This is a genomic window from Nocardia beijingensis NBRC 16342 (genome assembly GCF_001612785.1).
Taxonomy (GTDB): domain Bacteria; phylum Actinomycetota; class Actinomycetes; order Mycobacteriales; family Mycobacteriaceae; genus Nocardia; species Nocardia beijingensis.
In genome coordinates, this window is sequence record NZ_BDBC01000050.1 from 21,871 (window position 1) to 46,055 (window position 24,185).

Consider the following 24,185-nt stretch of genomic DNA (forward strand, 5'->3'; position numbering starts at 1 on the left):
GCCGCGGCAGCCGGCTAGCGGGCCGACGATTCCCGCCAGGCCAGCGCCCGGGGATACGCGGCGTCGAACCACGGTTCCTTGACGCCGAGGTAGGCCGCGGTCGCCTCCGCTCCCGTCAGCCCCGCCGCCTTGGCTTCGCCCTCGCGCTTGACCGCGAGATACTCCGCGCGGGCCCCCGCGTCGGCGCGCAGCCAGTCCCGCAGCAGCAGCGCGTACCGCTGCCCGGGCGAACCGTCGACGCGCACATGCACGTTGGCCAAACGGCCGGGGTCGGCGCTCTGGTGGAAGCGCTTGCTCCACAGCGCGGTGTCCGCACCCGCCGGGTCCTGCGGCGTCGGCTTGGGATTGTCCTGGGTGACCTCCGGTCGCGCCGGGAACCCCGCGGCGGCGATGGCATCGCGCAGACCGTCGGCGACGGCCAGGTCGGCGACCGTGATCTGCAGATCGATCACATCCTTGGCGGGCAGCCCCGGCACGGAGGTGGAGCCGACGTGGTCGATCCGCGAGGCGGCGGCGCCGCAGGCCACCCACAGCCGGGCGATCAGCCGCTGCGCCTGCGCGGACCATTCGGGATCGGCGGGCACGAGCCGGATGTCACCGCGGCGGGCCGGGGTACCGGCACGCAGGTTGCGTTCGAACGGCACCAGCCGCTCCGTCCACAGCCTGCGCACCTCCGCTTCCACCGTCCCGGGCGCTCCACTGTTGTCCAGCAACACATCGGCGACAGCTCGGCGCTGCTCATCGGTCGCCTGCGCCGAAATACGCGCCCGCGCATCCGCTTCCGCGACACCACGGAATTCCACCAAACGGCGAATTCGCGTTTCGGCGTCCACATCGACGATGAGCACGAGATTCATCAACGGCGCCAAGCCGTTTTCCACCAGAAGCGGAATATCCTGCACCACAATGGCGTCCGCAGGCGCCGCGGCGATCAATTCCGCGGTGCGTTTTCCGACGAGCGGGTGGGTGATCGCGTTGAGCTGCGCGCGCGCCGCGTCGTCACCGAAGGCCTTGGCCGCGAGGGCGGGCCGGTCGAGACTGCCGTCCGCGGCGAGGATGTCGGCGCCGAACGCCTGCACCAGCGCGGCCAGTCCCTCGGTGCCCGGCTCGACCACTTCCCTGGCGATGAGGTCGGAATCGATGACCACCGCGCCGAGGTCGGCCAGGGCCAGGGCCACCGTCGACTTCCCCGCTCCCATGCCTCCGGTGAGGCCGATTCGTAACATTCGCCCAGTCTCGCATCCGGGCCGCGCGCCGGCCCGCACTGCCCCGAGCGCGTCGCCGCCCACCCACCCGGCGGCAACGGCCGGGTGGGTGGGCAATGCCGCCGAATGCCGGATGCCGTCGTGTATTCCACCGCCCGGGAAGCCATTTGCCCGTTCCGTGACAGCGCCGAGACCGATTCGCAACAATTTCGGATGTTTACGGTTGGCCGCGACGACTTTCCGACACGCCGAGGCAATTACTCGGGCAAAATACTCTGCCGGGCAGTTTCGTTCCGCTAATCTTCGCCGTGGCGATCCCAGGCCGACACCAGCGAAGCAAAGGAACACCATTGGGCACCAGAATCAACCAGACGGGTCGCCACCGCCTGGGCATGGCGGGGCGAGTGCACTGCATTCAGATCCCCGCTGTCGCGGCGGCGCTCGCGGAGCACCGTCGCTCTTGGTTCACCGCGTTCATCAGTCCCGCGCGGCACAGTTTCGCCGCCATGCGGAACCGTCCGGCCGCACCCGCGGTCCGGTGGGTACCTGCTACCGCAAGCTGAACCCGAGCTCGAAGTGGCCCAGCCTCCAGCCAAGGCTGGGCCACTGTTTTGCGTACCCACCGGCGGGTGCGGTGTGCGGCAAGGCAATCGGCCGAACCGAATGCAAGTACAGCTGCAAGATCGCTCGCAGCCGCGACAGTGGGATCGGTTTCGCCGGAACTCGACGGCAGCCATGCGAAAACAGCGTCACTTCCGAGAACGTGAACTCGAACCCTCCACATCGCCTCGCGACAGATTATTTACGAGGGCACTCCGTCGAATCGGCGACGACTCCACCCTCGTCCACGCCGGAGAATCGGCGGCAGGTTTCCATTTCCTGACCACCATCGGAACAAGAGAAAGGCGCCGCCGAAACCGCCACCGATTCCGCTGCATTCCCGCTCGACTCCCGGATTCCCGCACATTGTGGTCGCACGGGATATCGTTATTCGCCAGCGGCGGCCGCGTTTCGGATTCGCGAAGTGGCGCACTCCTGGCTAACCGTCGGATCGAGCCGGGCTCGCAGGCCCCGGCCGCCGTCGCTCAGGCCGACACCACGCGTCGCAGCAGCCCGTACAGCTGCCTGCGCTCCGGTTCATCGAGCACGGCCAGCGCGGGAACGTTGCCGAACACCTCTCGATCGAGGGTTTCCCGAAGCTCCTCCCCCCGCGCGGTGAGCGTCAGCAGACGCGCGCGGCGATCGCTGGGGTGCACCTCCTTGCGCACCAGACCCAGAGCCTCCAAGCGGTCCACCATGCTGGCGGTGTTCGACAGGTCGGCGCCCAACTGACGGGAGAGATCCTTCGGCGTCAGCGGCGTCGCCAATCGCCCCAGGGCCTTGGCCTGCGCCGGCGTCACGCCCAAACGTGCTGTTGTCGCGGCGAAATGCGCGCGCACCAGCCCGACCGCGCGCTGCAGCACGTCGACCAACTCCGCCATGCTCGGCGCCTCTTGCGGTTCGCTCACCGGCCCAGCCTACCCACCGCGCAGTAATTAGTGGTTGACCACCAACAGTTTGGATGTCACCATGGCTGCAAATTAGTGGTACACCACCAGTGAAGGAATCATGACTACTTCGAAGATCGCACCGCGCCCCGGCCTGAGGTCCGGATATCTGGCGTTGACGCTGCTGTGCTCGGTGCAGATGATGCTGAATCTCGACGACACCGTGGTCAACGTGGCCCTGCCCACCATTCAGCGCTCGCTGCACATGCCCGAGAGCGACCTGACCTGGGTCGTCAACGCCTACCTTCTGCTGTTCGGGGGATTCTTGCTCGTCGGAGGCCGGTGCGCCGACCTGTTCGGCGGCAAACGGGTCTTCCTCGTCGGCGTCACCGTATTCGCGGTCTCGTCGCTGACCACCGGCCTCGCGCAGAACGGCCTGATGCTCGTCGCGAGCCGCGCCGGGCAGGGCATCGGCGGCGCACTCGCCAGTCCGGCCGCCTTGAGCATCGTCGCGGGATTGTTCAGCGATCCGCGAGCGCGCAGTCGCGCCTTGGGCATCTGGGCCGGCCTCGGCGGCTTGGCGGCCACGCTCGGCGTAGTGCTTTCCGGCGTCATCACCCAGTACGCGAGCTGGCGCTGGTGCTTCTTCATCAATGTGCCGGTGGCGCTGATCGCCCTGGTCGCGATCCCGCAGCTGGTGGAGACGGGAACTCACGACGAAGCCGAGCGGTCGCGCATAGACGGGCTCGGCGCGGCCTTGATCACCGCGGCGGTGGCGGCGTTCGACTTCGGGCTCATCGACAGCGGCCGGGCCTCCGCCGCGGCGACGGCGTTCCGGTTGGGCGCCGGAGTCGCATTGGTGCTCGCCTTCCTGGCGCGTGAACGGCGCCACCCGTCCCCGCTGATTCCCTTGTCGTTCTTCCGCGATCGCGATCGCGCCGCAGCCAACGCGGCCAATGTCCTGTTCTGCTCGGCGATCCTGTCGATGTTGTTCTTCCTCACCCTTCACCTACAGCAGGTCATGCACTACAGCCCGGCCCGCACGGGAGCGGCCTGGCTGCCGTTCTGCGCGGTGGTGATCGCGGGCTTCGCGACATCGGCGACCCTCACTCCGCGCCTGGGCGTGCGCTGGGTGCTGACCACCGCGATGATCGCCTGCGGTCTCGGCATGCTCTCGCTGTCGCGCCTGTCGCCCGCCGGAGGCTATCGGGAGTTGTTGCCCGGCATGCTGGCCGCGGGATTCGGCATGGGCTTGGCGTTCGTGTCGATCACCATCGCCGCGGTCGGTGAGACCCACGAGGACATCACGGGATTGGCCTCCGGACTGGTGACGACGACCCAACAGCTCGGCGGCGCGTTCGGGCTCGGCGTGCTCGGCACCGTCGCCATCAGCCGGAGCACCGCGCTGCTCGAGTCAGGGAGTTCCGCCGAATCCGCACTGAGCCAGGGATTCCGGCTCGCTTTCGAAGTCAGCTCCGCCATTCTCGCGGTGGCGGCGATTCTCGCGGCGGTCGGCATCACGGCGAAAGCGGGCACCGCCGCGGCGCCGGCTCGCTGAGCGGCATGGAGCGGCTTCGGCGAGCCACCTCGCCGCAGCCGCTCCGGCCCGGATCGCAGGGTCACGCAGCGGCATGTATCCGCCGCGGCGGATTCGGCAGCCCGAGCGCGGCATTGAGTCGGTAAGCCCCACCAAGGCCGTGGAAGATCGCCATGCTCAGGCCGCCGATGCCGATGCTCACCGCACCGGCCCATGGATGACTCGCCAAGTCGGCCCAGTACACGATCAGCGCCGTCAGCAGCAGTCCGAGGAACCCGGCCACGGCATTGCGCACGGGCGCGTTACCCGTGACGTTCGGAAACTCCTCCCCCACCATCCCTTTCACGAAATGCGGAACGGCGTTCACTCCCAGGATTCCGGCGCCGAGGGCCAGGACGACCGTGGTCCACATCGCCACCACCTCACTCTCCAATTCAGTCAACAGTTGTAGACCGAAAGCTACGCCTCGCGGTGCATTGAGTCAACACACGTAGACTGAACTTATGGATGCCCCGACCAGCCGAGCACAGCAACGCCGCAATACCGAGAACCGGATCCTGGCGGCGGCGGGCCGGTTGTTCGCGGAGATCGGCTACGACCGGACGACCATCCGGGCCGTCGCGACGGAGGCGGACACCGATCCGAGCTTGGTGATGCGGTACTTCGGCTCGAAAGAGAACCTGTTCGCACGCGTCGCCGTCTTCGCCGACGACCACCCGATCGCCGGGACGCCCGAGCAGGTGGCCGAACTCCTACTCGACGCGCTCGCCATCAAGCTCGCGGACCGGCCGGTCAACACGCTCGCGGCGATCCGCTCGATGCTCACCCACCCCGACGCCGCCGACGAGGTGCGCGCGGCCATGACCGCGCGGCAACGCGAAGCGGCCGGGCAACTCGGCGACGACGAGGCGGACCTGCGCGCCGGATTACTGGGCGCCGTCACCATCGGCGTGGTGATCGGCCGCCATCTGCTCGAACTCGAAGGTCTGCGCGACGCGCCGCCGCAGCGCATCACCGCCTTGCTCCGCAATGCCTTCCACGACATCGCACACGGCCCCGCCGAGCCGGGCTCCCCCGCGAGCACACCACCGGCAGGCGAGGGCGGCGATGACTGATCCCCGCCGCTTCGAGGACGGGCCGAACCCGACAGGCTAGAAACCGAGCGAACGAACCAAGTCGCGCATCTCGGCGCGGAACAGTTTCCCCGGGTCCTGCGACTGCGGCCGCAGGTGGCCGTACACCTCGAGCGCTATCGGTCCGTGCATCCGGCCCCACAGCCGCAGGGCGAGCCCGAGCGCATCGGGCGGCAGATCCGGGAAGTCGGAGCGGACATGATCGGCAAGGCTCGCGTCGAAGTCGGACCATTCGCAGTCCGGCGCAGACTGCGTCGCCGCGGCTCGTGGCCACACCGCGGCCGTGAGACCGACCAGACCGGTACAGGCACGCAATTCGGCCGCGACGGCGGGTCCGCCGGGCGGCGGCCGATAGCCGGGCACGGGATCACCGTAGATGAGCCGGAATTCGGCGGGCCGTTCGATCGCCCAAGCGCGCACGGCCTCGGCCCAGGCCATGACGCGACCGCCCGGATCCGTTGCGGGAACGGCGTCGCGCGCCGCTTCGAGCCGGTCCACCAAGGCGGTGTAGATGTCGGAGATGAGGGTGGAGATCAGGTCGTCGCGGGTGGCGAAGTAGCCGTAGATCGCGCCCGCGGTCATGCCCATCTCGCGGGCGATGGCGCGCAGCGAGATCGCGTCCGGGCCGCCCTCGGCCAGCAGTCGCAGCGCGATCGTCTTGATGTCCTCCAACGTCTGCGCGCGCAGACGCTCCCGGCGACTTCTCACGATTTCGGCCACGGTTGACACCCTACAGCGTTGGGATACTATCTGCCGTGTTGTAACTGAACGGCGTGTAGTAAATGAACATCGTTAAGGAGAAGTCGTGGATATCGGGGTTTTCGGGGCGACCGGCGTCATCGGTTCGCGCGTGGTCACCGAAGCACTGCGGCGGGGGCACCGGGTCACCGCCTTCACGCGCGACGCGGCGCGTTTCCCCTCCCACCGAGGCGACGAGACCTGGGCAGTGGCCGACTGGCTCGACGCCGACAGCATCGCCGGGGCCATATCCGGGCTGGACGTCGTCGTGAGCGCGGTGAACGCCGGGCACGGCATCGCCGACACCATCGCCAACGCGGACGACTTCGTGGTGGGCGCACGGGCGATGGTCGCAGCGCTCGATCGACAGCCGCGCGTCCGGCTGCTCGCGGTGGGCGGGGCCGGCAGCCTGGAAGTCGCGCCGGGCACACAGTTGCTGGACACCGAAGACTTCACCCGCACCCTCACCGAAGTCCTCGACGTTCCCGCGGACTACGCGCGGGTGGTGCGTGCCCTCCGCGACGCGTTGAACATCTACCGGCTGTCCAACCGCAAGTGGACCTACCTGAGCCCTTCCTCGGGGCGGATCAATCCCGGCGAGCGCACCGGCCGCTTCCGGATCGGCGGCGATCAGCTCCTGGTCGGCGGCGGGGACATCTCCGCAGAGGACGTGGCGGTCGCCCTCATCGATGAGGCCGAGCAGCCCCGTTTCGTGCAGCGCCGCTTCACCGTGGGGTACTGAGACAATCCCGCCGGACGATTCGGTGCGTGGACGAACGAGCAGGCGCCTCGCACGGCGCGATTTCTGTCGTACCCCTCCGGCAGAATAGCGGATGTCGGACGTCGATCCGGTTGCGACACAAAGTAACCCGCAACCCGAGAGATAGGGGTCACCATGCCCGACGTCCTTGCTTCGGCATCCGACCGTCTCGCCGTGGATCACGAACAACTCGTGGCCTTCGCGGCCGAGGTCGAGCGGCACCGTTCTCTGCTGCGTCCCGCCGCGGAGGATTACCGCGCCCGCGTGGCCCAGCGGATCGAGCATCTGGATCCGTCGGACCAAGAGCCGTTCCTGCGGCAGGTGGAGCGATCCGTCGCGTCGCTGCTGATCGACCCGATCCGGCACAGCACCTTGGATCTGGACGCTTACCGGGCGATCCGGGACGGCGCAGCCGTGCGGTTCGACGCCGGACGACGAGCCTACGTCCTGCCTCGGCCGCAGGGCGAACCGCTGGTGATCGGGCCGGGTATGCCGGAACATCGGCTCGGCGTCGTCGCCCGGCTGGCCTCGCTCGGGTTACGGCTCGAGCAGATCCAGGTCGTCGCGCTCACCACGGCTCAGATGGTGGCGCCACACGAGGCGACCCGGCCGCCGGCTCCCGCGCCACGCGTACAACGCGGCACGACGAAAGCGTCACGGCACGGGAAAGCCTGAAGGCGCTCATCGAAACGACTGTGCCCCAACCGGATACCGGTTGGGGCACAGTCGTTCAGCTGATGCCGATCAGGCGTTGCCGGACAGCTTCTCGCGCAGAGCCGCCAGCTGGGCGTCGCTGGCCAGCGAACCACCGGCGGGCTCGGCCTGGCCGGCGGAGGACTGCGAACCGCTCTCCGAGGAGTAGTTCGACGCGCCGCCGCCGTTCGCGGCCTCGGCCGCGGCGTCGGCCGCCATCTTCTCCATCTGCGCGGTGTGCATCTTGTGGCGACGCTCCGCCTCGGCGTAGCGGCCTTCCCACTCCTCGCGCTGCTTGTCGAAGCCCTCGAGCCACTCGTTGGTGTCGGGGTCGAAGCCCTCGGGGAAGATGTAGTTGCCCTGCTCGTCGTAGCTGTCGGCCATGCCGTACTTCGACGGGTCGAACTCGGCGTGGTAGTCCTCGTTGGCCTGCTTGAGGCTCAGCGAGATCCGGCGACGCTCCAGGTCGATGTCGATGACCTTGACCATCGCGTCGTCGCCGACGGCCACGACCTGGTCCGGGACCTCCACGTGGCGCTCGGCCAGCTCGGAGATGTGCACCAGGCCCTCGATGCCCTCCTCGACGCGGACGAACGCGCCGAACGGAACGAGCTTGGTGACCTTGCCCGGCACGATCTGGCCGATCGCGTGGGTGCGGGCGAACTGACGCCACGGGTCTTCCTGGGTCGCCTTCAGCGACAGCGAGACGCGCTCGCGGTCCAGGTCGACGTCGAGCACCTCGACGGTGACCTCGTTGCCGACCTCGACGACCTCGGACGGGTGGTCGATGTGCTTCCAAGACAGCTCGGAGACGTGCACCAGACCGTCCACGCCGCCCAGGTCGACGAAGGCGCCGAAGTTGACGATCGAGGAGACCACACCCTTGCGGACCTGGCCCTTCTGCAGCTGGTGCAGGAACTCGCTGCGCACCTCGGACTGGGTCTGCTCCAGCCAGGCGCGGCGGGAGAGCACGACGTTGTTGCGGTTCTTGTCCAGCTCGATGATCTTGGCCTCGATCTCCTTGCCGACGTACGGCTGGAGATCGCGGACGCGCCGCATCTCGACCAGCGACGCGGGCAGGAAGCCGCGCAGGCCGATGTCGAGGATCAGGCCGCCCTTGACGACCTCGATGACGGTGCCCTTGACGGCCTCGTCCTTCTCCTTGAGCTCCTCGATGGTGCCCCACGCACGCTCGTACTGCGCCCGCTTCTTCGACAGGATCAGGCGGCCTTCCTTGTCCTCCTTGGTGAGAACAAGGGCCTCGACCTCATCGCCCACGGAAACGACCTCGTTGGGGTCGACGTCGTGCTTGATGGAGAGTTCACGAGAGGGGATGACGCCTTCGGTCTTGTAACCGATGTCGAGCAGGACCTCGTCGCGATCGACCTTGACGATGGTTCCTTCGACGATGTCGCCGTCGTTGAAGTACTTGATCGTGGCGTCGATGGCGGCGAGGAAATCCTCGGCGGAGCCGATGTCGTTGACGGCTACCTGCGGCGAGGTGACGGTGGTGGGCATATGTCGGTTTGCTCCGGACGGATTGTGGTCGGTTGCGGACATTGGAACTTTCGGTACGCTGCGATCTCACCGCGAGGTGTGAAGACGGACACTAGGAACGTACCGCACGCGACGCGCGTGAAACTCAGCACGGGTTGAACTTCGGTACGGCTGTACGGAAGACACTCGCGCGTTCAGCGTACGCGACCTCGGTCCGGGCGGGCAAACCGGTCGGGTCGCCACGCCGATAGTCTGATCGGCGTGTCGGAAGATCGCCATGCGCAAGCGAACGCACAGCTCGGAACGGCGGGCACGGTGCGGACCCGAATCGGTTCGGCGGCCAGCAGACTGGCCAGCAGGCGGTGGTGGGACGCCGACGCCGCGCAATACCACGAGACGCACGCGGAGTTCCTCGGCGTCGACTCCCCCGGCGGCGAGTTCGTGTGGTGCCCGGAGGGCCTGCACGAGGGCGACATGCGCTTCCTCGGCGACGTCACCGGCAAGGCGGTGCTGGAGATCGGCTGCGGCTCGGCTCCGTGCTCGCGCTGGCTGGCCGGGCAGGGCGCGCGGCCCGTCGGGCTCGACCTGTCGCGCGGGATGCTCGAGCGGGGTCTCGCGGTCATGGCGCACGGTGGCCCGCGGGTTCCGCTGGTGCAGGCGGACGCCGAGGCTCTCCCGTTCGCGGACGCGTCGTTCGATCTGGCCTGCTCGGCGTTCGGCGCGGTGCCGTTCGTCGCGGACTCGGCGCTGGTGATGCGCGAGGTGGCGCGGGTGCTGCGGCCCGGCGGCCGCTGGGTGTTCTCGGTGAACCACCCGATGCGCTGGATCTTCCCGGACGATCCCGGTCCCGGGGGCCTGACCGCCACCATCCCGTACTTCGACCGCACCCCTTATGTCGAGGTCGACGGCGAGAACGTGCCCACCTACGTCGAGCATCACCGGACCATCGGCGACCGGGTCAGGGAGATCGTCGCGGCGGGCCTGACGCTGGAGGACATCGTCGAACCGGAGTGGCCGGAATGGCTCGACCGGGAATGGGGTCAGTGGAGCCCGCTGCGCGGCGAACTGTTTCCCGGTACAGCCATCTTCGTCACGAGGAAGCCCGCAGCGTGAGGCGGCGGTCGTCGACGAGTTCCAGGATGGAGACCTCGTGGCTGACCAGCAGCATCTGCGTCCGCGGCAGGTCGACGAGCTTGTGCAGGCCGTCCCGGAAGGCTTCGGCCTCCGCCATGGTGTCGAAGTCGAACTCGATGAGGACCCGGTTGGGGTTGTGCGTGAACCGCGCCACCCGGCAGTTGCGGGCTCCGGCATCCGCGAAGAACTGCTCCAGACCGTCGAAGGCGGGCTTCCACGTCTCGTAGTCGCGCACGGTGTCGTCGATATGCACGATCGTGGTCATCATTTCCCCTTTCGGTTCCGATGGCCGGGAATTTGCTGACACCTTGCCAGTCTTCGCGCCATCGGGCCGGGGCGCCATCTCTGATGGGTATCGAGGTCGTGTCACTGCGACTTCGGTTTGCGCCCGGCCTGCTCCAGTGCCAGCCGCAACGCGTATTCGATCTGGGCGTTGATACTGCGCAGGTCGTCGGCCGCCCACTTCGCGATGGCGTCGTGGACGGCCGGGTCCAGGCGTAGCAGCAGTTTCTTGCGCTCGGCCACGGGCAGCCCGCCTCAGGAGTAGAGCGAACCGGCGTTGACGACAGGCTGGGTGGGACGGTCGCCGCACAGCACGACGAGCAGGTTCGACACCATCGCCGCCTTGCGCTCCTCGTCCAGTTCCACCATGCCCTCCTGGGCGAGCCGCTCCAGCGCGAGGCCGACCATGCCGACCGCGCCCTCCACGATCCTGGTCCGCGCGGCGACCACCTGCGCGGCCTGCTGGCGCACCAGCATCGCCTGGGCGATCTCGGGCGCGTAGGCGAGGTGGGTGATCCGCGCCTCCAGCACCTCGATGCCTGCCATCTCGGTGCGCTCGCGCAGTTCCACGGTCAGCTCCTCGGCCACCTCGGCGCCGTCGCGCAGGCTGGTGCGGTCGGCCTCGTGCGCGTCGTACGGGTGCGTCGTGGCCAGGTGCCGGACGGCCGCCTCGGACTGGGTCTCCACGTACTCCTCGTAGTCGTCGACGGCGAAGGCGGCCTTGAAGCTGTCGACCACCCGGTAGACCACCACCGCGGCGATCTCCACCGGGTTGCCGTCGGCGTCGTTGACCTTGAGTTTCTGGGTCTCGAAGTTCCGCACGCGCAACGAGATGCTCTTGCGATCGGTCAGCGGAAGCACCGAGTAGAAGCCGGGCTCGCTCACCGAGCCGACGTAGCGGCCGAAGAACTGCACCACCTTGGCCTCGTTCGGGTTCACGACGGTCAGGCCGGTCGCGAGCAGCAGCAGGACGACGACCACCACCGTGGCCGCCACCGCACCGGCCACGGCGATGCCGTTGCCGTCCCTGGCGCCGACGGTGAAACCGAGCGCGGCGCCGCCGCCGAACAAGACCGTGAGCACGAACCACCCCAACAGCACCAGAAAGCCGTCGAGGTGGAACGCGGAGCGAAGCTGCATGACATCCTCCCAATATCAGAGTGATATCACGAAGATAGCATGCTGCCGCCGCGCCGCACAGGGCGCGGCGGCGGCGCGATCAGCCTGCGTCCGGCCGGATGTTGCGGTTGAAACGGAACAGGTTGCGCGGATCGTGCCGGGTCTTGAGCGCGACCAGCCGGGCGTAGGTCTCCGGCCCGTAACCCGCGCGGGTCTGCGCCTCGTCGGCTTCGGCGCCCGCGCCGTAGAGGAAGTTCAGGCTGTGCCCGAGCGTCCACGGCGTCAGCGCGGCACGGATCGCCGCGCGGGTGGCGGCGGCCTCGGGACCGGTGATGATCCGCACGACATAGGCGGCCTCGCGATGGTCGACGGCGATCCGGGCGCCGCTCGGGCGGGCCAGCGCGCCACCGAGATGACGGACGTCGATCACCGCGCCCGCACCCGAATCCGGACCCGCGACGGCGAGCAGGGCCGCGGCCGTTTCGCCGGTGAATGCACCGAGCAGCGCGTTGGTGGCGGCGTAGGCGTGCGGATGGTCGGGGTCGCTGTGGATGGTGTGCGACTCGGTGTACGGCATCTCGCGCAGGTCGTCCTTCAGCCGCTCCCCGACCGCCCGCAACGGCGCGACCAGCCTTTCCCCTTCCTCCGCGGGCCCGTCGTAGGCGATCCGGATCGAGGCGACGTACCGACCGCGCAGCGGCGCGGGCACCTGCGGGACGTCGGGGAAGGCGAGCATGGTGACCGTCGAGGTGAGTTCCTCCGGCACGGTCGCCGTCCACTGCCGCCACGCCTCCAGCGCCCGCTCGACCAGCGGCGTATCGAACATCAGTTGTCCGCCGTACACCCTGGTGACCGGCACGAGGCCGACCTCCATGCCCGTGACGACACCGAAGTTGCCCCCGCTGCCGAGCACGGCGCCGAACAGCTCGTCGTCCGGCGTCAGCGTGCGCACCCGTCCGTCCGCGGTGACCAGCTCGATCGCTCGCACGTGCTCGGCCGCGTACCCGAACCGGCGCGCGAGCAGCCCGACGCCGCCGCCGAGCAGGTAGCCGACCACGCCCACCGACGGCGACGACCCGTTCACCGGCGCCAGCCCGTGCCCGGCCGCCGCCTCGACCAGCGCGCCCGCCCGCACCCCCGCGCCGACGTGCGCGGTCCGGCGGACCGGATCGATCCGGATGCCGGTCATGCGCCGGGTGCTGATCAGCACGCCGCCGTCCGCGGCGACGGACAGTCCGTGGCCGGTGGCCTGCACGGCGATCGGCAGATCGTGGCGGGCAGCGTATTCCACGGCCGCGCGCACGTCCTCGGCGTGCACCGCGACCACGATCAGGGCGGGCCGATGGGTGTAGGCGGTCTGGAACCCGGCGAGCTCCGCTTCGTAGCCGTCGTCACCCGGACCGAACACCGGGCCGGTGTAGATGTCGCTGTTGTCTTCGATCTGTGCGGCGTTGTTTCCCATGACTTCGACCCTGCCCGGCCAGCGAAAAGAAGTAAAACAGATCGTTATTCTGGTTCCTATAATGATCAGTTATGGAACTGCGCCACCTGCGTTATTTCGTCACAGTCGCCGAGGAAGCGAGCTTCACCCGTGCGGCGGCTCGGCTGCACCTGGCCCAACCGGGGCTCAGCGCCCAGATCCGGCAGCTGGAGCGCGAGCTCGGTCATCCGCTGCTGGACCGGGGCGGACGCACCGTCACGCTGACCGAGGTCGGCGCCGCCGTCCTCCCGCACGCGAAGGCGGCGCTCGCCGCCGCCGAGCGGGTCGGTCACACGGTGGACGAGTTCACCGGCTTGCTACGGGGGCAGGTCAGGATCGGCCTCATCTCGGGAGCCGCGGTCGAGGAATTCGACGTCGCGGCCGTGCTGGCCGACTTCCATCACGACCACCCGCAGGTCGCCATCAGCCTCACCGAGGACACCTCCGAGCGGATGCTCGCCGCCCTCGGCCGCGGCGAGCTGGACGTGGCCCTGATCGGGATGACCGGCGCGGAACCGGATCCGGCCATCGGCGTCGAAGTGGTGCTGGAGACCGCGCTGGTGGCCGCGGTCGCGGCGGCCGACCACGGCTTCGGCGCGGAGCTGCCGCTCACCGCCCTGCGGGATCGTCCGCTGATCTGCCTCACGCCGGGCACGGGCATCCGCGGCGTGTTCGAGCGCGCCTGCGCGGCGGCGGGATTCGAGCCCACCGTCGCCTACGAGGCGGCGGCGCCCGCGCTGCTGCTGCGCCTGGCCGCCCGTGGCCTCGGCATCGCCGTCGTGCCCGAACTCACCGCCGCGGAGGCAGCGGCCTTCGGGGTCCGGATGGTCCGCATCGTCGAGCCGGAACCGCGCGGGCGTCTCGCGCTGGCGTGGCGCACCGACCGTCCCGCGAGCCCCGCGGCCAAAGTGCTGCTCGGCCAGCTGCGCATCGCCTTGCGCGCCGATACGTGAGTACGGTGGGGTCGCCCCGGCCCGACCGGCGGAGGACGGGCCAGGTTCCGCACTCACGTTCGGCGGCCCGGTGTCAGAGCAGTCGCGAGAGGAACGCCTTGGTGCGCTCGTGCCGCGGCTCGGCCAGCACGCGCCGGGGCGGCCCCGCCTCCACGACCACGCCACCGTCCATGAAGACCAGCTGATCGGCGACCTCGCGGGCGAACCCCATCTCGTGGGTCACCACCACCATCGTCATGCCCGACTTCGCCAATTCCCGCATGACGGTGAGCACCTCGCCGACCAGCTCCGGGTCCAGCGCGGAGGTCGGTTCGTCGAACAGCATGAGCTTGGGGTCCATGGCCAGGGCGCGGGCGATCGCCACACGCTGCTGCTGACCGCCGGACAGCTGCGCCGGGTAGGCGTTCGCCTTGTCCGCAAGCCCGACCCGGTCCAGCAGTTCCTTGGCCCTGGTCACCGCGTCCGCCTTGCGCACCTTCTTCACCTGGGTGGGCGCCTCGATGACGTTCTCCAGCGCGGTCCGGTGCGGGAACAGATTGAAATGCTGGAACACCATCCCGATCTCGCGGCGCTGCTTGGCCGCGTCGCGCGGGTGCATCTCGTAGAGCTTGCCGTTCTTCTCCCGGTAGCCGACGATCTCGCCGTCGACGTAGAGCCGGCCCGCGTTCACCTGCTCCAAGTGGTTGATGCAGCGCAGGAAGGTGGACTTGCCCGAGCCGGACGGCCCGATCAGGCACAGCACTTCGCCGCGGCCCACCTCGAGGGAGACGCCCTTGAGCACCTGCAGGGCGCCGAAGTTCTTGCAGACCCGGTCCGCCAGCACCATGGGCGGTGCGGTGGTCTTCGCGACGTCCACGCTCATTTCGCCTTCTCCCCCTGCTGGGCGTCGGCGAGTTCCTGCAGCTGCTTGGTGGTCAGCGTGCGGGAGACGCCGCGCGAGTAGTAGCGCTCCAAGTAGTACTGGCCGATCATGAGCACGCTCGTGATCGCCAGATACCAGGTGGCTGCGACCAGCAGCAGTGGGATGGGCTGGAAGTTCACGCCGTAGATGTCGCGCGCGCGGCCGAACAGATCGGTGCTCAACGGGATGCCGGTGACCAGCGAGGTGGTCTTCAGCATGCCGATGAGCTCGTTGCCGGTCGGCGGGATGATCACGCGCATGGCCTGCGGCAGCACCGTGCGGCGCATGGTCTGGCTCCAGGACATGCCGAGCGCGAACGACGCCTCCCGCTGCCCCTCACCGACGGAGTTGATCCCGGCTCGCACGATCTCGGCCATGTAGGCCGCCTCGTTGAGTCCGAGGCCGAGCACGGCGAAGGCGAACGCGGCCTGCAGCTGCTGCACGTCGAGATGGAAGAACTGCGGCCCGAACGGAACGCCCAGCTGGATCCGGCTGTACAGCGACGGGACCAGGCCCCAGAACACCAGCTGCACGAACACCGGGGTGCCGCGGAAGATCCACAGGTACACCCAGGCCGAGCTGCGCAACACCGGGTTCGGCGACAGCCGCATCACGGCCAGCGTCGTTCCGAGCACGACCGCGATGGCCATCGCGCACACGGTCAGCTCCAGCGTCACGACGGCGCCCGCGGCGATCCGGGTGTCGAACAGGTATTTCCAGTACGTGTCCCAGCGATAGGCCGGGTTCGTCGCGGCGCCGTAGACGAACAGCGCCACCAGGACGAGGATGACCGCCGCCGCTATCCAGCGACCCGGCCTGCGCAGCGGAACCGCTTTGATCGGCTCCGGCTCCCGCGTCGAGTCCGCTCCGCCGGGCCCGGGATCGCCGGGCGCAGGCAGAGTGTCTTTGTCCGCCATCGATCAGCTCACGGCGCCGTTGACGACGGACTTGGCGATCGCGCCTTCCTGCACGCCCCAGTTCTTCGTGATCTCGAGGTATTTGCCTGTGTCGATGAGGTACTGGACCGCCTTCTGCAGCACGGCGGCCAGCGGCGCGCCCTTGGGCACCGCCCAGCCATAGGGCGCGGAGTCGAACACCGGGCCGGCGTTCTCGATCTTGCCGTCGCTCTGCTTGATCGCGTACGCCGTCACCGGGGAGTCGGCCGACATGGCGTCGACCTGACCGAGCACGAGCGCGTTGGTCGCGGCGCTCTGCTCGTCGAACGACTTGATGTCGATGGCGGGTTTGCCCGCGGCGACGCACTTGGCACTCTTGGCGGGCACCTCGTCGGTGTGCTCGACGGTGGTGGCCTGCACGGCGACCTTCTTGCCGCAGGCGTTCTCCGGGTCTACCGGCTTGCCCTTCTGCTGGGCCCACTGGATGCCCGCGTTGAAGTAGGTGGTGAAGTCGACCTGCTGCTCGCGTTCCTTGGAGTCGGTGATCGACGACATGCCCACGTCGTAGGTGCCCGCCTGGATCGAAGGAATGATCTTCTCGAAGGCCGACTCGACGTACTCGGCCTTGACGCCGAGCACGGAGGCGACCGCGTCCATCAGGTCCACGTCGAAGCCGACGATCCGGCCCGTGGCGTCCTTGTACTCGTTCGGCTGGTAGGGGATGTTCACGCCGACGACCAGCTTGCCGGACTGCTTGATCTTGTCGGGGAGCTGCGCCGCGATCTCGTCGACCTTGTCCACCTGCACTTTCGCCACCGAGGGGCCGGTGTCCTCGGTGTTCGTGGTACATCCGGTCAGCACCAGCGCGCCCGCGGCGAGCACGCCCGTGGCGGCTCGCAGGGCGCGCCTGCCGAGAAACGATCGATCAGACACAGCAGCCCTCCACATTTCGGCTCCACGCAACCCGGGCGTCATCACCCGTTTGGCAATCTAAGCGACCGGGCCGCTCCGCGCTGGACAGTAATGCAACAGCAACACGATCTACTCGCGCGACCCCGGCGCACCGGCGGAAGACCATACTCCCGCGGGGTGCCGCTCCGGCGATCGGAGGAGCGACGTCGGCGCGGACAGCATCGGCCCTCTCCGGCCGCCCGACTCCGCGGCCGTCGCCGGGGGTGCGGGTGCGAACGGCCGCCGGGCACAGTCCGGGTGCGGAACGGCCGCCGGGCACGGTCGGGGTGCGAACGGCCGCCAGGCACAGTCCGACTACGCGGCCGTCGCCGGGCACAGTCCGACTACGCGGCCGTCGCCGGGCACAGTCCGACTACGCGGCCGTCGCCGGGCACAGTCCGACTACGCGGCCGTCGCCGGGCACAGTCCGACTACGCGGCCGTCGCCGGGCACAGTCCGACTACGCGGCCGTCGCCGGGCACGGTCCGGGTGCGCGGCTCCGGCGGCGGCCGACCCGCCCGTCGCACACCTGTTCCGTTCGGGCGGCGGCCGAATTCGCCGGCAATCTTGACGATGTCTCCGCCAGCGTCGATGATTATTTGCCGGTCTTTTCCGGCCGGACGAGTTTCTCCGGCTCGGCGGTTACAGCGAACGGCCTATCCGGACACTCGAAAATTGATGCGCCCTAGATTGTTCGCGCGACCGGGCGCCGGTGCATCGTTCCCCTCTTCGGGCGCTTCGCACCGGTACCGCCCCGAATACCGATGCGGGTTCGGCCTACCGGCACAACAGGCATACGACAGGCAGAGCCCGGCACGTCACAGAGAAAGGTTTGTCCTTCCGGCCACCGGGCCGTCCGACGGTCCGATCCAGAACGTGGTGAGCCGTGGATTCCGAATTCGCCGCGGGCTCACCCGAGGAGGTTCATCATGGATTCGTTCTGGGACTACGTGTGGTACACGATCCTCGTATTCGCTTTCGTGGCATACCTGATCGTGCTGTTCCAGATTCTGGTCGATCTGTTCCGCGACCACTCCGTCTCGGGCGTCGCCAAGGCCCTGTGGGTGATCGCCTTGGTGGTGCTCCCCTATCTCACGGCATTGGTCTACCTCATCGTCCGGGGCCGGGGCATGGCGCTGCGCGCCCAGCGAGCCCAAGCCGAGGCGAAAGAGGCCACCGACCAGTACATCCGAGAGGTCGCGGGTAAGTCTCCCGCGGAGAGCATCGCCGAGGCCAAAGCGCTGCTCGACTCGGGCGCGATCACCGTGGCCGAGTTCGAGCAGCTCAAGGCCCAGGCGCTGGCGGGACAGCCCGGTCACGCGCCGCAACCGGGCGCCGCGCAGGCGCCACAGGCGACCGGGGCACCCCCCGCCCGGCCGGTGGCGCGGTGAGCTGCGCCGCGAACCCGGCTCCGCGCCGACTCAGGAAGCGAGGACGCGGGCCTTCTCGGCCTCGAACTCGGCTTCCGTGAGCACGCCCTGTGCTCTGAGTTGAGCGAGTTCCTTCAGGGCGCTGATCCGGTCCATGCCCGCACCGCCGCCACTCGGCGGTGCGGGCGCCTGCGGGGCTGGTTGCGGGGCATATTGCTGCGCGTACGGATCGTATTGCGCCTGCTGTTCCTGCGCCGCCCATCGTTCCCCCTGCCGCCGCGAGACGCGGTTGGAGACGGCGGTCGCGGTCCCGGCGACCACCGCGGTGCGGGCCACCCCGCGAAGCAATCCTGGCATGGCGGTCTCCTATCGACTCTCTGCCTCGAGCGCGTCCAGGGACGACAAAAGGCTCTGCACGGGGATGCGCCCCGAGGCGACGAGCTGAGCGCCGTTGCGGCGCAAGGCGGATGCGAAAGGCGCCGCCCACCTGTTCTCGTAGACCAGGATCGCGGCCGAGCACCCGGGTTCGAGCGCGGCTCCGGCTTCCCTGCGGTCGGCTTCGTCCAGCAGGCCGGAGCCCGCCTCCTCGAACAGGGTGATATCGAAGTCGCCTTCGAGTCCCATGTCCGCGATATCGATTCCGGACAGGGAACCGTCGGCGCCCTTGCGGACGAACGCCAGGTCGAGCACCCGGACGATGCCGCGCTCGACGAGATCGACCAGCATGGGCAGGGCCGACCCGTCGGGGGGCCGATCCGCGGGGAATTCGATAACGAGATAGTCAATAGGACCTATCGGGTCGATATCGGTATCGGTCACCGGAAGCCTCTTTTCCATTTCGATCGGATTCCACGCAGGATCGCCGGAATACACACCTGGCATCGCGGATCCGGGAACGGGCAACTTCGGATTTCGCTGCCCTCCCGATGCTAATCTCAGTGATAGCGTACGCCGCTGACCGACACCCGGTCGCGCAATATCCGGCCCGGCCGCCCCGCAGGGCACGAAGCCCGTTGCGGCATGACGTGCATGCGCACATCCCATGCCGACACGCATAATTCGCGAAAGGGAACCGCAAATGTCGCAACACACGCCGGTGAATCGGGACGACCATCGCGTCCGGCAAGGCATCGCCGCAGGCACGTCGATCGCGGCCGCGATCATGTTGACCACCGTCGGGTTCCTTCAGTTGTTCCAAGGAATATCGGCGGTGGCCGAGGACGAACTCTTCGTCCAGGGCCAGCAATACACCTTCAAGTTCGACTTCACCGCCTGGGGCTGGACGCACATCGTGCTCGGGGTGTTGATGATCGTCGTCGGCATCGCCTTGATGACCGGGGCGACCTGGGCCCGGGTGTCGGCGATCGTCATCGCGGCGCTATCGATCATCGCCAACTTCTTGTGGCTGCCGTACTACCCGGGTTGGTCAATCCTGATCATCGCGCTCGACGTCGTGGTGATCTGGGCCGTCGCGACATGGAACCCGGAGACGACTTTCTCCGAACCGAACGCGGCCACCGGTCCCGGAGCGCCGCGCTCCGGCTCGGCGACGACCTGAGCAGCGCCGCCGCCGGTCGCTTCTGGCACCCGACGCCGTTCCCTGGGTGCGGAATTCATGGATTTCGACGCGAGTGACGACCACGGTGCCGACGCCGCCACGGACCGCGCTGCACGGGGGTCGGCGTGGTGATCGCGCTGGGCGCTTACCTCACCGGCGGCTGAGCCTCGGCCACAGGGGCGCCGTGGATTCGGGCGCGCTGTGGACGCGGTATGGCATCTCCGACGATGACGCACGCCGAATCGGATGCGTGCCTGGGCTTCCCGGGCGCACGCCGCACGCTGATGATTCGTCCCGTCCGGCAGCGACCGGCGGCCCGAGGCGGATAGCGGGACCTCGGCCGGGTGCGGTGCGCGAAACGGTTATCCGGCTACCTGCGGTGCACCCGTGCGCACACCTGCTCGGTGAATTCGCTGGTGGATGCGAGTCCGCCGAGGTCGGCGGTGGCGATGCCCGCTTCGAAGACCGCGGCGACGGCCCGTTCGATCCGCTCGCCGGCCCGCGCCAGGGTCACGTCGCCGTGCCGGGCTGCCAGCCAGCGCAGCAGCATCGCCGCCGACAATTGCAATGCCGCCGGATTCGCCCGGTTGTGCCCCGCCAGCGCGGGCGCCGCGCCGTGCACCGCTTGGGCCATGGCCGTGGTGTCCGAACAGTTCAGCGAGGCGGCCAGCCCGAGTGATCCGCTCAGTTCCCCCGCGAGATCGGACAGGATGTCTCCGAACAGGTTCTCGGTGACCAGGACGTCGTAGTCGGAGGCGGCGCGGACCAAGTGCGCGGCCGCCGCGTCGACGTGTTCGTCGTCCACCTCGATCCCCGGGTACTCCTGGGCGACCTCGCGGCAGACGTCGCGGAACAGGCCCATGGTCAGCGGCAGGACATTGGCCTTGTGCACGATCGTCACCCGTTTGCGTCGCGTCGCGGCCAGCCGGAACGCCTGATGCGCGATCCGCTCGCAGGCGGAGCGGGTCACCAGCCCGACCGACATCGCGATGTCCGGTGTCGGCCGGAACTCCCCCGACCCGGCGAACATGTTGCGGTCGGCGTAGAACCCTTCGCTGTTCTCCCGCACAATCACCAGGTCGATGTCCGGCGCCGCGGCGCGCACGCCGGCGAAGGCACGCGCGGGCCGGATGTTGGCGTAGAGGCCGAAATGCTTGCGGATGGCGCCACCGGGCGCGACGCGATGTTCGGCCGGGTAAGACGCGTTGTCGTGCGGGCCGAGAATCCACGCGTCCACGTCCGCCAACCGCTCGAGCGTCTGCTCGGGTAGCGGCGTGCCGAACTCGGCGATGGCCTGGTGGCCCATGGCCAGCGGCACCCACTCGACCGGGGCGGCGCCCGCCGCGGACAGTGCCTCGTCGACGACCTCCCTCGCCGCGCGCACCACCTCGGGGCCGATGCCGTCGCCGTCGATCAGGCCCAGCCGCAGTGCCCGGTCCAGCCGGGGTCGATTCGCGTCGTTCACCGGAACATCCTCCCGCCGGCGCGCCCCGCCGGCGGAACCGGCCCGCGGACACGCCGGTTGCGGTTACCTTCGGGGGACCATGGTGCAGTCGGTCGAACTACTCCTCGACGAGGCCGCCGACACGGAGATCCGCCGCCAGTGGCAGCTGCTGGCGGAAGCAGGCGTGCCGAGCCTCGCCGCGCGCGCCGACGAGTCCAATCGCCCGCACGTCACCGCCGGGGTGGCCAGGCAGATCTGGCCGCGCATCGAGCAGGCGCTGGACGAGCTGGCCTTCGCGCCGATCCCCGTCCGGCTCGGCGGGCTGGTGGTCTTCGGCGCCCGCCGCCCCATCCTGGTCCGGCTGGTGGTCCCGTCCGAGGCGTTGCTCGCCCTGCATCGCCGGATCTTCCACACGATCTCCCCGTGCCCCGGCGTTCCGGGCAACCTGCATCCGGACGCGTGGACGCCGCACATCACCCTCGCCAGGCGGGTGCCCCCGCACCAGCTCGGCGAGGCCATCCACGCCGTCGCGCGAGACCGGGATTTTCCCGCGACGGTGCTGGGTATCCGTCGATGGGACGGGGATCAGCGGCGCGAGTGGCCGGTCGGCCAGGTCCGCCGTGGAAGATAACCGGAGCAGCCCGCGTTATAGCGAGCACACCGAAACGAGAGGACGTCATGGCCACCCAAACGCTGACCCAGCACAATTTCGATGAGGTAGTCACCGGGAACGACGTGGTACTCGTCGATTTCTGGGCCGATTGGTGCGGTCCGTGCAAGAGTTTCGCACCGACTTTCGAGGCCTCCTCCGACAAGCACCCCGACGTGGTGCACGGAAAGGTCGACACCGAATCCGAGCAGGGCCTCGCGGCGGCCGCCAACATCCGCTCCATCCCGACCATCATGGCTTTCCGGGAGGGTGTGCTGGTGTTCGCGCAGCCCGGCGCGCTGCCGCCCGCGGCGCTCGAGGATCTGGTGACCCAGGTCAAGGCGCTGGACATGGACGAGGTGCGCAAGCAGCTCGCCGAGCAGCAGCAGGCCGGACAGTAGTTCGCGCGGCGCGGTGAACCACTGCGCCGCAAGGGAATTGGTTCGGGCCCGGATACGGACACGCGGAAGCGGCAGTCCGTGTCCGGGCCGGCTGCGCGTTCGGGGCCGGGCGCACCCTCAGGGCGGCATGCCCCGAGGGTGCGAGCCTCGAGTCAGGACGCGCCGAGCAGGTTGACGCCCGCGATCATGGCGCGGACCGTCGACTCGGCGCCGTCGTCCGCGATCGCCGCGCCCCAGCCGCGCCTGCCGTTGCATTCGCACTGCACGAAGGTGGCGGTGCCGTCGGCGGTGCGCCGCTGATGGAATTGCAGGATCTCGACGGGGTAGCCCTCGTCGTAGAGGGCCGAGGTCATCGCCGCGACCGGATTGCCGGTGGCGACGACGGTCCGCATATGCCCGGCGAACTCCAGCGTGGCGGTGAACTCCGCGGTCCTCGCGCCCGCGGGCGACCACTCGCCGAGCCGGATCGGGCCGCCGTGCGCGCAATACCGGCTGTGGAATTCCGCCGAGGTCAGCCCGGCGGCTTCGGCGCGTAGGCCCTTGGGGGCGGCGGCGTGGAACATGTCTGTATCAAGAGTCAGGATGGTCATTGAAAGTAGGTCTTCCCGAAGAATGTCGTGGCTCAGTTGACAGAGGGGACCAGCACTAACAAGTGGATATGCCCGCAGCGAGGGGGCCGGCCCGAATCAGACCCCGCTACGGCGGGCTACTACGAGGACTCGGGGAAGCGACGCCACCATCGCGGTGAGCGGAAGTAGCTCGGCGCGAACCTCGGGCACGGAGGCGGTAGCCTGCGCGGCCACGGAGGGCCCGATGAGCGACGCCGAAAGCAGAGCGCTGTCGCGGTCTGCGACATGGAGCGCTGCGCTGCGGCGGTCGGCGGGATTCGGCACGGGATCGAGGATAGGGACATCGCGGCGCAATAGCAACCACATCCGATGCCCGATTTGTCTACTGACGAGTACCATCGTCGCAGTTCAGGACGGCGCGGCCCGCCGGGGGGTAGCGTCGGTGACATGGGTCTCCTCGTAGCGACGACCATCCCCGGTCTGGCCGTCCTGCTCATCCTGCTGGCCTTCGCCGAAGTCGCCTGGAACAAGCTCACCGGCGGCCGCGCGCTGCCCTGGACCCGCAAACGGTCGGGGCTCCCGGTCGCCGCGGCGGGGTTCGAAGAGGTCACGGCGGTTTTCCAGGGCGGCAAACACCACGAGTTCGAGCAGCGGATGACGGCGCTGATGCACCGGGAGGACGCCACCGCGGGGGCGCCGCCGCGCGACGAGGTCGATCTCGGCGCGGGTTCGGCGCGGCTGATCGCGCGGCGATCATCGTGAAACGCGGTGAGATCCGGGCGATCGCACCCGGATCTCACCGCGGCAGTGTGATTTTCGCCCCTACTCGGGCAGCACCTCGTTCAGCTTGCCGGTGGCGACGTCGAAGACGAAGCCGCGGATCGAGTCCTTGTGCGGCACGAACGGGCTGGCGACGACGCGCGCGATCGATTGGCGCACATCGGTTTCCAGATCCGAGAAGGCCTCCGCGGCCCACTCGGGCTTGATGCCGGTCTCCTCCTGGATGCTCGCCTTGAAGTCGTCGTCGGTGAAGGTGAGCATGCCGCAGTCGGTGTGGTGGATCAGGATGATCTCCCTGGTGCCGAGCAGCCGCTGGCTGATGGCCAGCGAGCGGATCTCGTCGGCGGTGACGACGCCGCCCGCGTTGCGGATGACGTGCGCCTCGCCCTCGGCGAGGCCGAGCGCGCCGTAGACATTGAGCCGCGCGTCCATGCACGCGACCACGGCCACGCCCTTCGCGGGCGGCAGCGGCAGCGGGCCCTGGAAGGCGCTCGCGTACGCCGCGTTGTTCTGCAGGTACTCATCGGTGACAGTCATGGGCCATCCCTGCGCTCGGTATGCGTGAATCCCTATGTATGACCAGCCCCACGGTAGGTGGCCGCGCGGCATGGGACATGGGTCCCGTTCACCGTGATTCGTTTACTTGCG

The 24,185-nt window shown here is 68.9% G+C and carries 28 protein-coding genes; 11 read left to right on the plus strand and 17 right to left on the minus strand.

Going from position 1 to position 24,185, the window contains the following annotated elements:
• Positions 1 to 14: 14 nt before the first annotated feature.
• Together coaE and NB3_RS25205 are read right to left on the minus strand one after the other, a co-directional pair.
• Positions 15 to 1,226: a dephospho-CoA kinase gene (gene coaE, locus NB3_RS25200; protein WP_067808329.1), complete on the minus strand. Its 1,212-nt coding sequence runs from the start codon at positions 1,224 to 1,226 to the stop codon at positions 15 to 17.
• 1,064 nt (positions 1,227 to 2,290) lie between these two features.
• Positions 2,291 to 2,713 carry a MarR family winged helix-turn-helix transcriptional regulator gene (locus tag NB3_RS25205; protein ID WP_157111997.1) on the minus strand — a complete coding sequence of 141 codons (423 nt, stop codon included), beginning with the start codon at positions 2,711 to 2,713 and terminating at the stop codon, positions 2,291 to 2,293.
• Between the two features lie 100 nt (positions 2,714 to 2,813).
• On the opposite strand from NB3_RS25205, the gene NB3_RS25210 reads away from it, so the two are divergent.
• Positions 2,814 to 4,250, plus strand: a complete 1,437-nt coding sequence (locus NB3_RS25210; protein ID WP_067808333.1) for an MFS transporter — start codon at positions 2,814 to 2,816, stop codon at positions 4,248 to 4,250.
• A gap of 61 nt (positions 4,251 to 4,311) precedes the next feature.
• Here NB3_RS25210 and NB3_RS25215 read toward each other — a convergent pair whose 3' ends face one another.
• Positions 4,312 to 4,671, minus strand: coding sequence for a hypothetical protein (locus tag NB3_RS25215; RefSeq protein ID WP_218020640.1), 360 nt, complete (start codon positions 4,669 to 4,671; stop codon positions 4,312 to 4,314).
• 61 nt (positions 4,672 to 4,732) lie between these two features.
• Here NB3_RS25215 and NB3_RS25220 point away from each other — a divergent pair, with 61 nt between their 5' ends.
• Positions 4,733 to 5,344 (plus strand): TetR/AcrR family transcriptional regulator, encoded by a 612-nt coding sequence (locus NB3_RS25220; RefSeq protein ID WP_067808335.1) that lies wholly within the window; start codon positions 4,733 to 4,735, stop codon positions 5,342 to 5,344.
• Positions 5,345 to 5,380: 36 nt separating this feature from the next.
• On the opposite strand, the gene NB3_RS25225 is transcribed toward NB3_RS25220, so the two are convergent.
• Positions 5,381 to 6,082, minus strand: coding sequence for a TetR/AcrR family transcriptional regulator (locus NB3_RS25225; RefSeq protein ID WP_067808336.1), 702 nt, complete (start codon positions 6,080 to 6,082; stop codon positions 5,381 to 5,383).
• Between the two features lie 85 nt (positions 6,083 to 6,167).
• Here NB3_RS25225 and NB3_RS25230 point away from each other — a divergent pair, with 85 nt between their 5' ends.
• Positions 6,168 to 6,842 (plus strand): NAD(P)-dependent oxidoreductase, encoded by a 675-nt coding sequence (locus NB3_RS25230; protein ID WP_067808338.1) that lies wholly within the window; start codon positions 6,168 to 6,170, stop codon positions 6,840 to 6,842.
• 192 nt (positions 6,843 to 7,034) lie between these two features.
• Positions 7,035 to 7,535, plus strand: a complete 501-nt coding sequence (locus NB3_RS25235) for a hypothetical protein (protein WP_067808340.1) — start codon at positions 7,035 to 7,037, stop codon at positions 7,533 to 7,535.
• Between the two features lie 69 nt (positions 7,536 to 7,604).
• On the opposite strand, the gene rpsA is transcribed toward NB3_RS25235, so the two are convergent.
• On the minus strand, positions 7,605 to 9,071 hold the full coding sequence (gene rpsA, locus NB3_RS25240; protein WP_039797295.1) for a 30S ribosomal protein S1: 1,467 nt from the start codon (positions 9,069 to 9,071) through the stop codon (positions 7,605 to 7,607).
• A gap of 240 nt (positions 9,072 to 9,311) precedes the next feature.
• Here rpsA and NB3_RS25245 point away from each other — a divergent pair, with 240 nt between their 5' ends.
• The gene (locus NB3_RS25245) at positions 9,312 to 10,163 is read left to right on the plus strand and encodes a class I SAM-dependent methyltransferase (protein ID WP_067808342.1); all 852 of its coding nucleotides are present in this window, start codon (positions 9,312 to 9,314) and stop codon (positions 10,161 to 10,163) included.
• Here NB3_RS25245 and NB3_RS25250 read toward each other — a convergent pair.
• The 4 genes from NB3_RS25250 to NB3_RS25260 form a co-directional block, all read right to left on the minus strand.
• Positions 10,141 to 10,449 (minus strand): hypothetical protein, encoded by a 309-nt coding sequence (locus tag NB3_RS25250; protein WP_157111999.1) that lies wholly within the window; start codon positions 10,447 to 10,449, stop codon positions 10,141 to 10,143. The two genes, NB3_RS25245 and NB3_RS25250, sit on opposite strands and share 23 nt — an antisense overlap.
• Before the next feature lie 101 nt (positions 10,450 to 10,550).
• Positions 10,551 to 10,709, minus strand: a complete 159-nt coding sequence (locus tag NB3_RS35690; RefSeq protein WP_168434213.1) for a type II toxin-antitoxin system antitoxin — start codon at positions 10,707 to 10,709, stop codon at positions 10,551 to 10,553.
• A 12-nt stretch (positions 10,710 to 10,721) separates the two neighbouring features.
• Positions 10,722 to 11,606, minus strand: a complete 885-nt coding sequence (locus NB3_RS25255) for an SPFH domain-containing protein (protein ID WP_067808346.1) — start codon at positions 11,604 to 11,606, stop codon at positions 10,722 to 10,724.
• Between the two features lie 79 nt (positions 11,607 to 11,685).
• Positions 11,686 to 13,047, minus strand: a complete 1,362-nt coding sequence (locus tag NB3_RS25260) for an FAD-binding oxidoreductase (RefSeq protein ID WP_067808348.1) — start codon at positions 13,045 to 13,047, stop codon at positions 11,686 to 11,688.
• A 71-nt stretch (positions 13,048 to 13,118) separates the two neighbouring features.
• Here NB3_RS25260 and NB3_RS25265 point away from each other — a divergent pair, with 71 nt between their 5' ends.
• Positions 13,119 to 14,018, plus strand: coding sequence for a LysR family transcriptional regulator (locus tag NB3_RS25265; RefSeq protein WP_067808350.1), 900 nt, complete (start codon positions 13,119 to 13,121; stop codon positions 14,016 to 14,018).
• A gap of 73 nt (positions 14,019 to 14,091) precedes the next feature.
• Here the strand turns inward: NB3_RS25265 and NB3_RS25270 are convergent, their stop codons facing one another.
• The 3 genes from NB3_RS25270 to NB3_RS25280 are packed head-to-tail and all read right to left on the minus strand — an operon-like array spanning position 14,092 to position 16,763.
• Entirely contained in the window at positions 14,092 to 14,844 is a 753-nt protein-coding gene (locus tag NB3_RS25270; RefSeq protein WP_067808387.1) for an amino acid ABC transporter ATP-binding protein, read from the minus strand.
• 32 nt (positions 14,845 to 14,876) lie between these two features.
• Positions 14,877 to 15,836, minus strand: a complete 960-nt coding sequence (locus tag NB3_RS25275; RefSeq protein ID WP_067808352.1) for an amino acid ABC transporter permease — start codon at positions 15,834 to 15,836, stop codon at positions 14,877 to 14,879.
• 3 nt (positions 15,837 to 15,839) lie between these two features.
• Complete coding sequence (locus NB3_RS25280; RefSeq protein WP_084823658.1) at positions 15,840 to 16,763, minus strand: ABC transporter substrate-binding protein; 924 nt, start codon at positions 16,761 to 16,763, stop codon at positions 15,840 to 15,842.
• Between the two features lie 932 nt (positions 16,764 to 17,695).
• Here NB3_RS25280 and NB3_RS25285 point away from each other — a divergent pair.
• Positions 17,696 to 18,157: an SHOCT domain-containing protein gene (locus NB3_RS25285; protein WP_084823659.1), complete on the plus strand. Its 462-nt coding sequence runs from the start codon at positions 17,696 to 17,698 to the stop codon at positions 18,155 to 18,157.
• A gap of 30 nt (positions 18,158 to 18,187) precedes the next feature.
• Here the strand turns inward: NB3_RS25285 and NB3_RS25290 are convergent, their stop codons facing one another.
• Both NB3_RS25290 and NB3_RS25295 read right to left on the minus strand, forming a co-directional pair.
• Positions 18,188 to 18,493 (minus strand): SHOCT domain-containing protein, encoded by a 306-nt coding sequence (locus tag NB3_RS25290; protein WP_067808354.1) that lies wholly within the window; start codon positions 18,491 to 18,493, stop codon positions 18,188 to 18,190.
• Between the two features lie 9 nt (positions 18,494 to 18,502).
• Positions 18,503 to 18,955, minus strand: coding sequence for a DUF6325 family protein (locus tag NB3_RS25295; protein WP_067808391.1), 453 nt, complete (start codon positions 18,953 to 18,955; stop codon positions 18,503 to 18,505).
• Between the two features lie 259 nt (positions 18,956 to 19,214).
• Between NB3_RS25295 and NB3_RS25300 the strand changes: the two genes are divergently transcribed.
• The gene (locus NB3_RS25300) at positions 19,215 to 19,694 is read left to right on the plus strand and encodes a DUF7144 family membrane protein (protein ID WP_067808356.1); all 480 of its coding nucleotides are present in this window, start codon (positions 19,215 to 19,217) and stop codon (positions 19,692 to 19,694) included.
• A 370-nt stretch (positions 19,695 to 20,064) separates the two neighbouring features.
• On the opposite strand, the gene NB3_RS25305 is transcribed toward NB3_RS25300, so the two are convergent.
• A complete protein-coding gene (locus tag NB3_RS25305) occupies positions 20,065 to 21,159 on the minus strand; it encodes an isocitrate/isopropylmalate dehydrogenase family protein (protein ID WP_084823660.1) in 1,095 nt (364 codons plus the stop codon).
• A 79-nt stretch (positions 21,160 to 21,238) separates the two neighbouring features.
• Here NB3_RS25305 and NB3_RS25310 point away from each other — a divergent pair, with 79 nt between their 5' ends.
• Both NB3_RS25310 and trxA read left to right on the plus strand, forming a co-directional pair.
• Entirely contained in the window at positions 21,239 to 21,769 is a 531-nt protein-coding gene (locus NB3_RS25310; protein WP_067808358.1) for a 2'-5' RNA ligase family protein, read from the plus strand.
• A 47-nt stretch (positions 21,770 to 21,816) separates the two neighbouring features.
• Positions 21,817 to 22,188 (plus strand): thioredoxin, encoded by a 372-nt coding sequence (trxA, locus tag NB3_RS25315; RefSeq protein ID WP_067808360.1) that lies wholly within the window; start codon positions 21,817 to 21,819, stop codon positions 22,186 to 22,188.
• Positions 22,189 to 22,340: 152 nt separating this feature from the next.
• On the opposite strand, the gene NB3_RS25320 is transcribed toward trxA, so the two are convergent.
• Positions 22,341 to 22,778: an alpha-isopropylmalate synthase regulatory domain-containing protein gene (locus NB3_RS25320; RefSeq protein ID WP_067808362.1), complete on the minus strand. Its 438-nt coding sequence runs from the start codon at positions 22,776 to 22,778 to the stop codon at positions 22,341 to 22,343.
• A gap of 426 nt (positions 22,779 to 23,204) precedes the next feature.
• Here NB3_RS25320 and NB3_RS25330 point away from each other — a divergent pair, with 426 nt between their 5' ends.
• The gene (locus NB3_RS25330; RefSeq protein WP_067808366.1) at positions 23,205 to 23,519 is read left to right on the plus strand and encodes a DUF6191 domain-containing protein; all 315 of its coding nucleotides are present in this window, start codon (positions 23,205 to 23,207) and stop codon (positions 23,517 to 23,519) included.
• 60 nt (positions 23,520 to 23,579) lie between these two features.
• Here NB3_RS25330 and NB3_RS25335 read toward each other — a convergent pair whose 3' ends face one another.
• Positions 23,580 to 24,074 (minus strand): beta-class carbonic anhydrase, encoded by a 495-nt coding sequence (locus NB3_RS25335; RefSeq protein ID WP_067808368.1) that lies wholly within the window; start codon positions 24,072 to 24,074, stop codon positions 23,580 to 23,582.
• Positions 24,075 to 24,185 lie beyond the last annotated feature (111 nt).

Bases quoted from the DNA above. Each gene is read 5' to 3' on its own strand.
- coaE (WP_067808329.1), bottom strand. From the start codon at position 1,226: ATGTTACGAATCGGCCTCACCGGAGGCATGGGAGCGGGGAAGTCGACG.
- NB3_RS25210 (WP_067808333.1), top strand. From the start codon at position 2,814: ATGACTACTTCGAAGATCGCACCGCGCCCCGGCCTGAGGTCCGGATAT.
- NB3_RS25220 (WP_067808335.1), top strand. From the start codon at position 4,733: ATGGATGCCCCGACCAGCCGAGCACAGCAACGCCGCAATACCGAGAAC.
- rpsA (WP_039797295.1), bottom strand. From the start codon at position 9,071: ATGCCCACCACCGTCACCTCGCCGCAGGTAGCCGTCAACGACATCGGC.
- NB3_RS25250 (WP_157111999.1), bottom strand. From the start codon at position 10,449: ATGACCACGATCGTGCATATCGACGACACCGTGCGCGACTACGAGACG.
- NB3_RS25255 (WP_067808346.1), bottom strand. From the start codon at position 11,606: ATGCAGCTTCGCTCCGCGTTCCACCTCGACGGCTTTCTGGTGCTGTTG.
- NB3_RS25260 (WP_067808348.1), bottom strand. From the start codon at position 13,047: ATGGGAAACAACGCCGCACAGATCGAAGACAACAGCGACATCTACACC.
- NB3_RS25265 (WP_067808350.1), top strand. From the start codon at position 13,119: ATGGAACTGCGCCACCTGCGTTATTTCGTCACAGTCGCCGAGGAAGCG.
- NB3_RS25270 (WP_067808387.1), bottom strand. From the start codon at position 14,844: ATGGTGCTGGCGGACCGGGTCTGCAAGAACTTCGGCGCCCTGCAGGTG.
- NB3_RS25275 (WP_067808352.1), bottom strand. From the start codon at position 15,836: ATGGCGGACAAAGACACTCTGCCTGCGCCCGGCGATCCCGGGCCCGGC.
- NB3_RS25280 (WP_084823658.1), bottom strand. From the start codon at position 16,763: ATGTGGAGGGCTGCTGTGTCTGATCGATCGTTTCTCGGCAGGCGCGCC.
- NB3_RS25285 (WP_084823659.1), top strand. From the start codon at position 17,696: ATGGATTCGTTCTGGGACTACGTGTGGTACACGATCCTCGTATTCGCT.
- NB3_RS25290 (WP_067808354.1), bottom strand. From the start codon at position 18,493: ATGCCAGGATTGCTTCGCGGGGTGGCCCGCACCGCGGTGGTCGCCGGG.
- NB3_RS25300 (WP_067808356.1), top strand. From the start codon at position 19,215: ATGTCGCAACACACGCCGGTGAATCGGGACGACCATCGCGTCCGGCAA.
- NB3_RS25310 (WP_067808358.1), top strand. From the start codon at position 21,239: ATGGTGCAGTCGGTCGAACTACTCCTCGACGAGGCCGCCGACACGGAG.
- trxA (WP_067808360.1), top strand. From the start codon at position 21,817: ATGGCCACCCAAACGCTGACCCAGCACAATTTCGATGAGGTAGTCACC.
- NB3_RS25320 (WP_067808362.1), bottom strand. From the start codon at position 22,778: ATGACCATCCTGACTCTTGATACAGACATGTTCCACGCCGCCGCCCCC.
- NB3_RS25330 (WP_067808366.1), top strand. From the start codon at position 23,205: ATGGGTCTCCTCGTAGCGACGACCATCCCCGGTCTGGCCGTCCTGCTC.
- NB3_RS25335 (WP_067808368.1), bottom strand. From the start codon at position 24,074: ATGACTGTCACCGATGAGTACCTGCAGAACAACGCGGCGTACGCGAGC.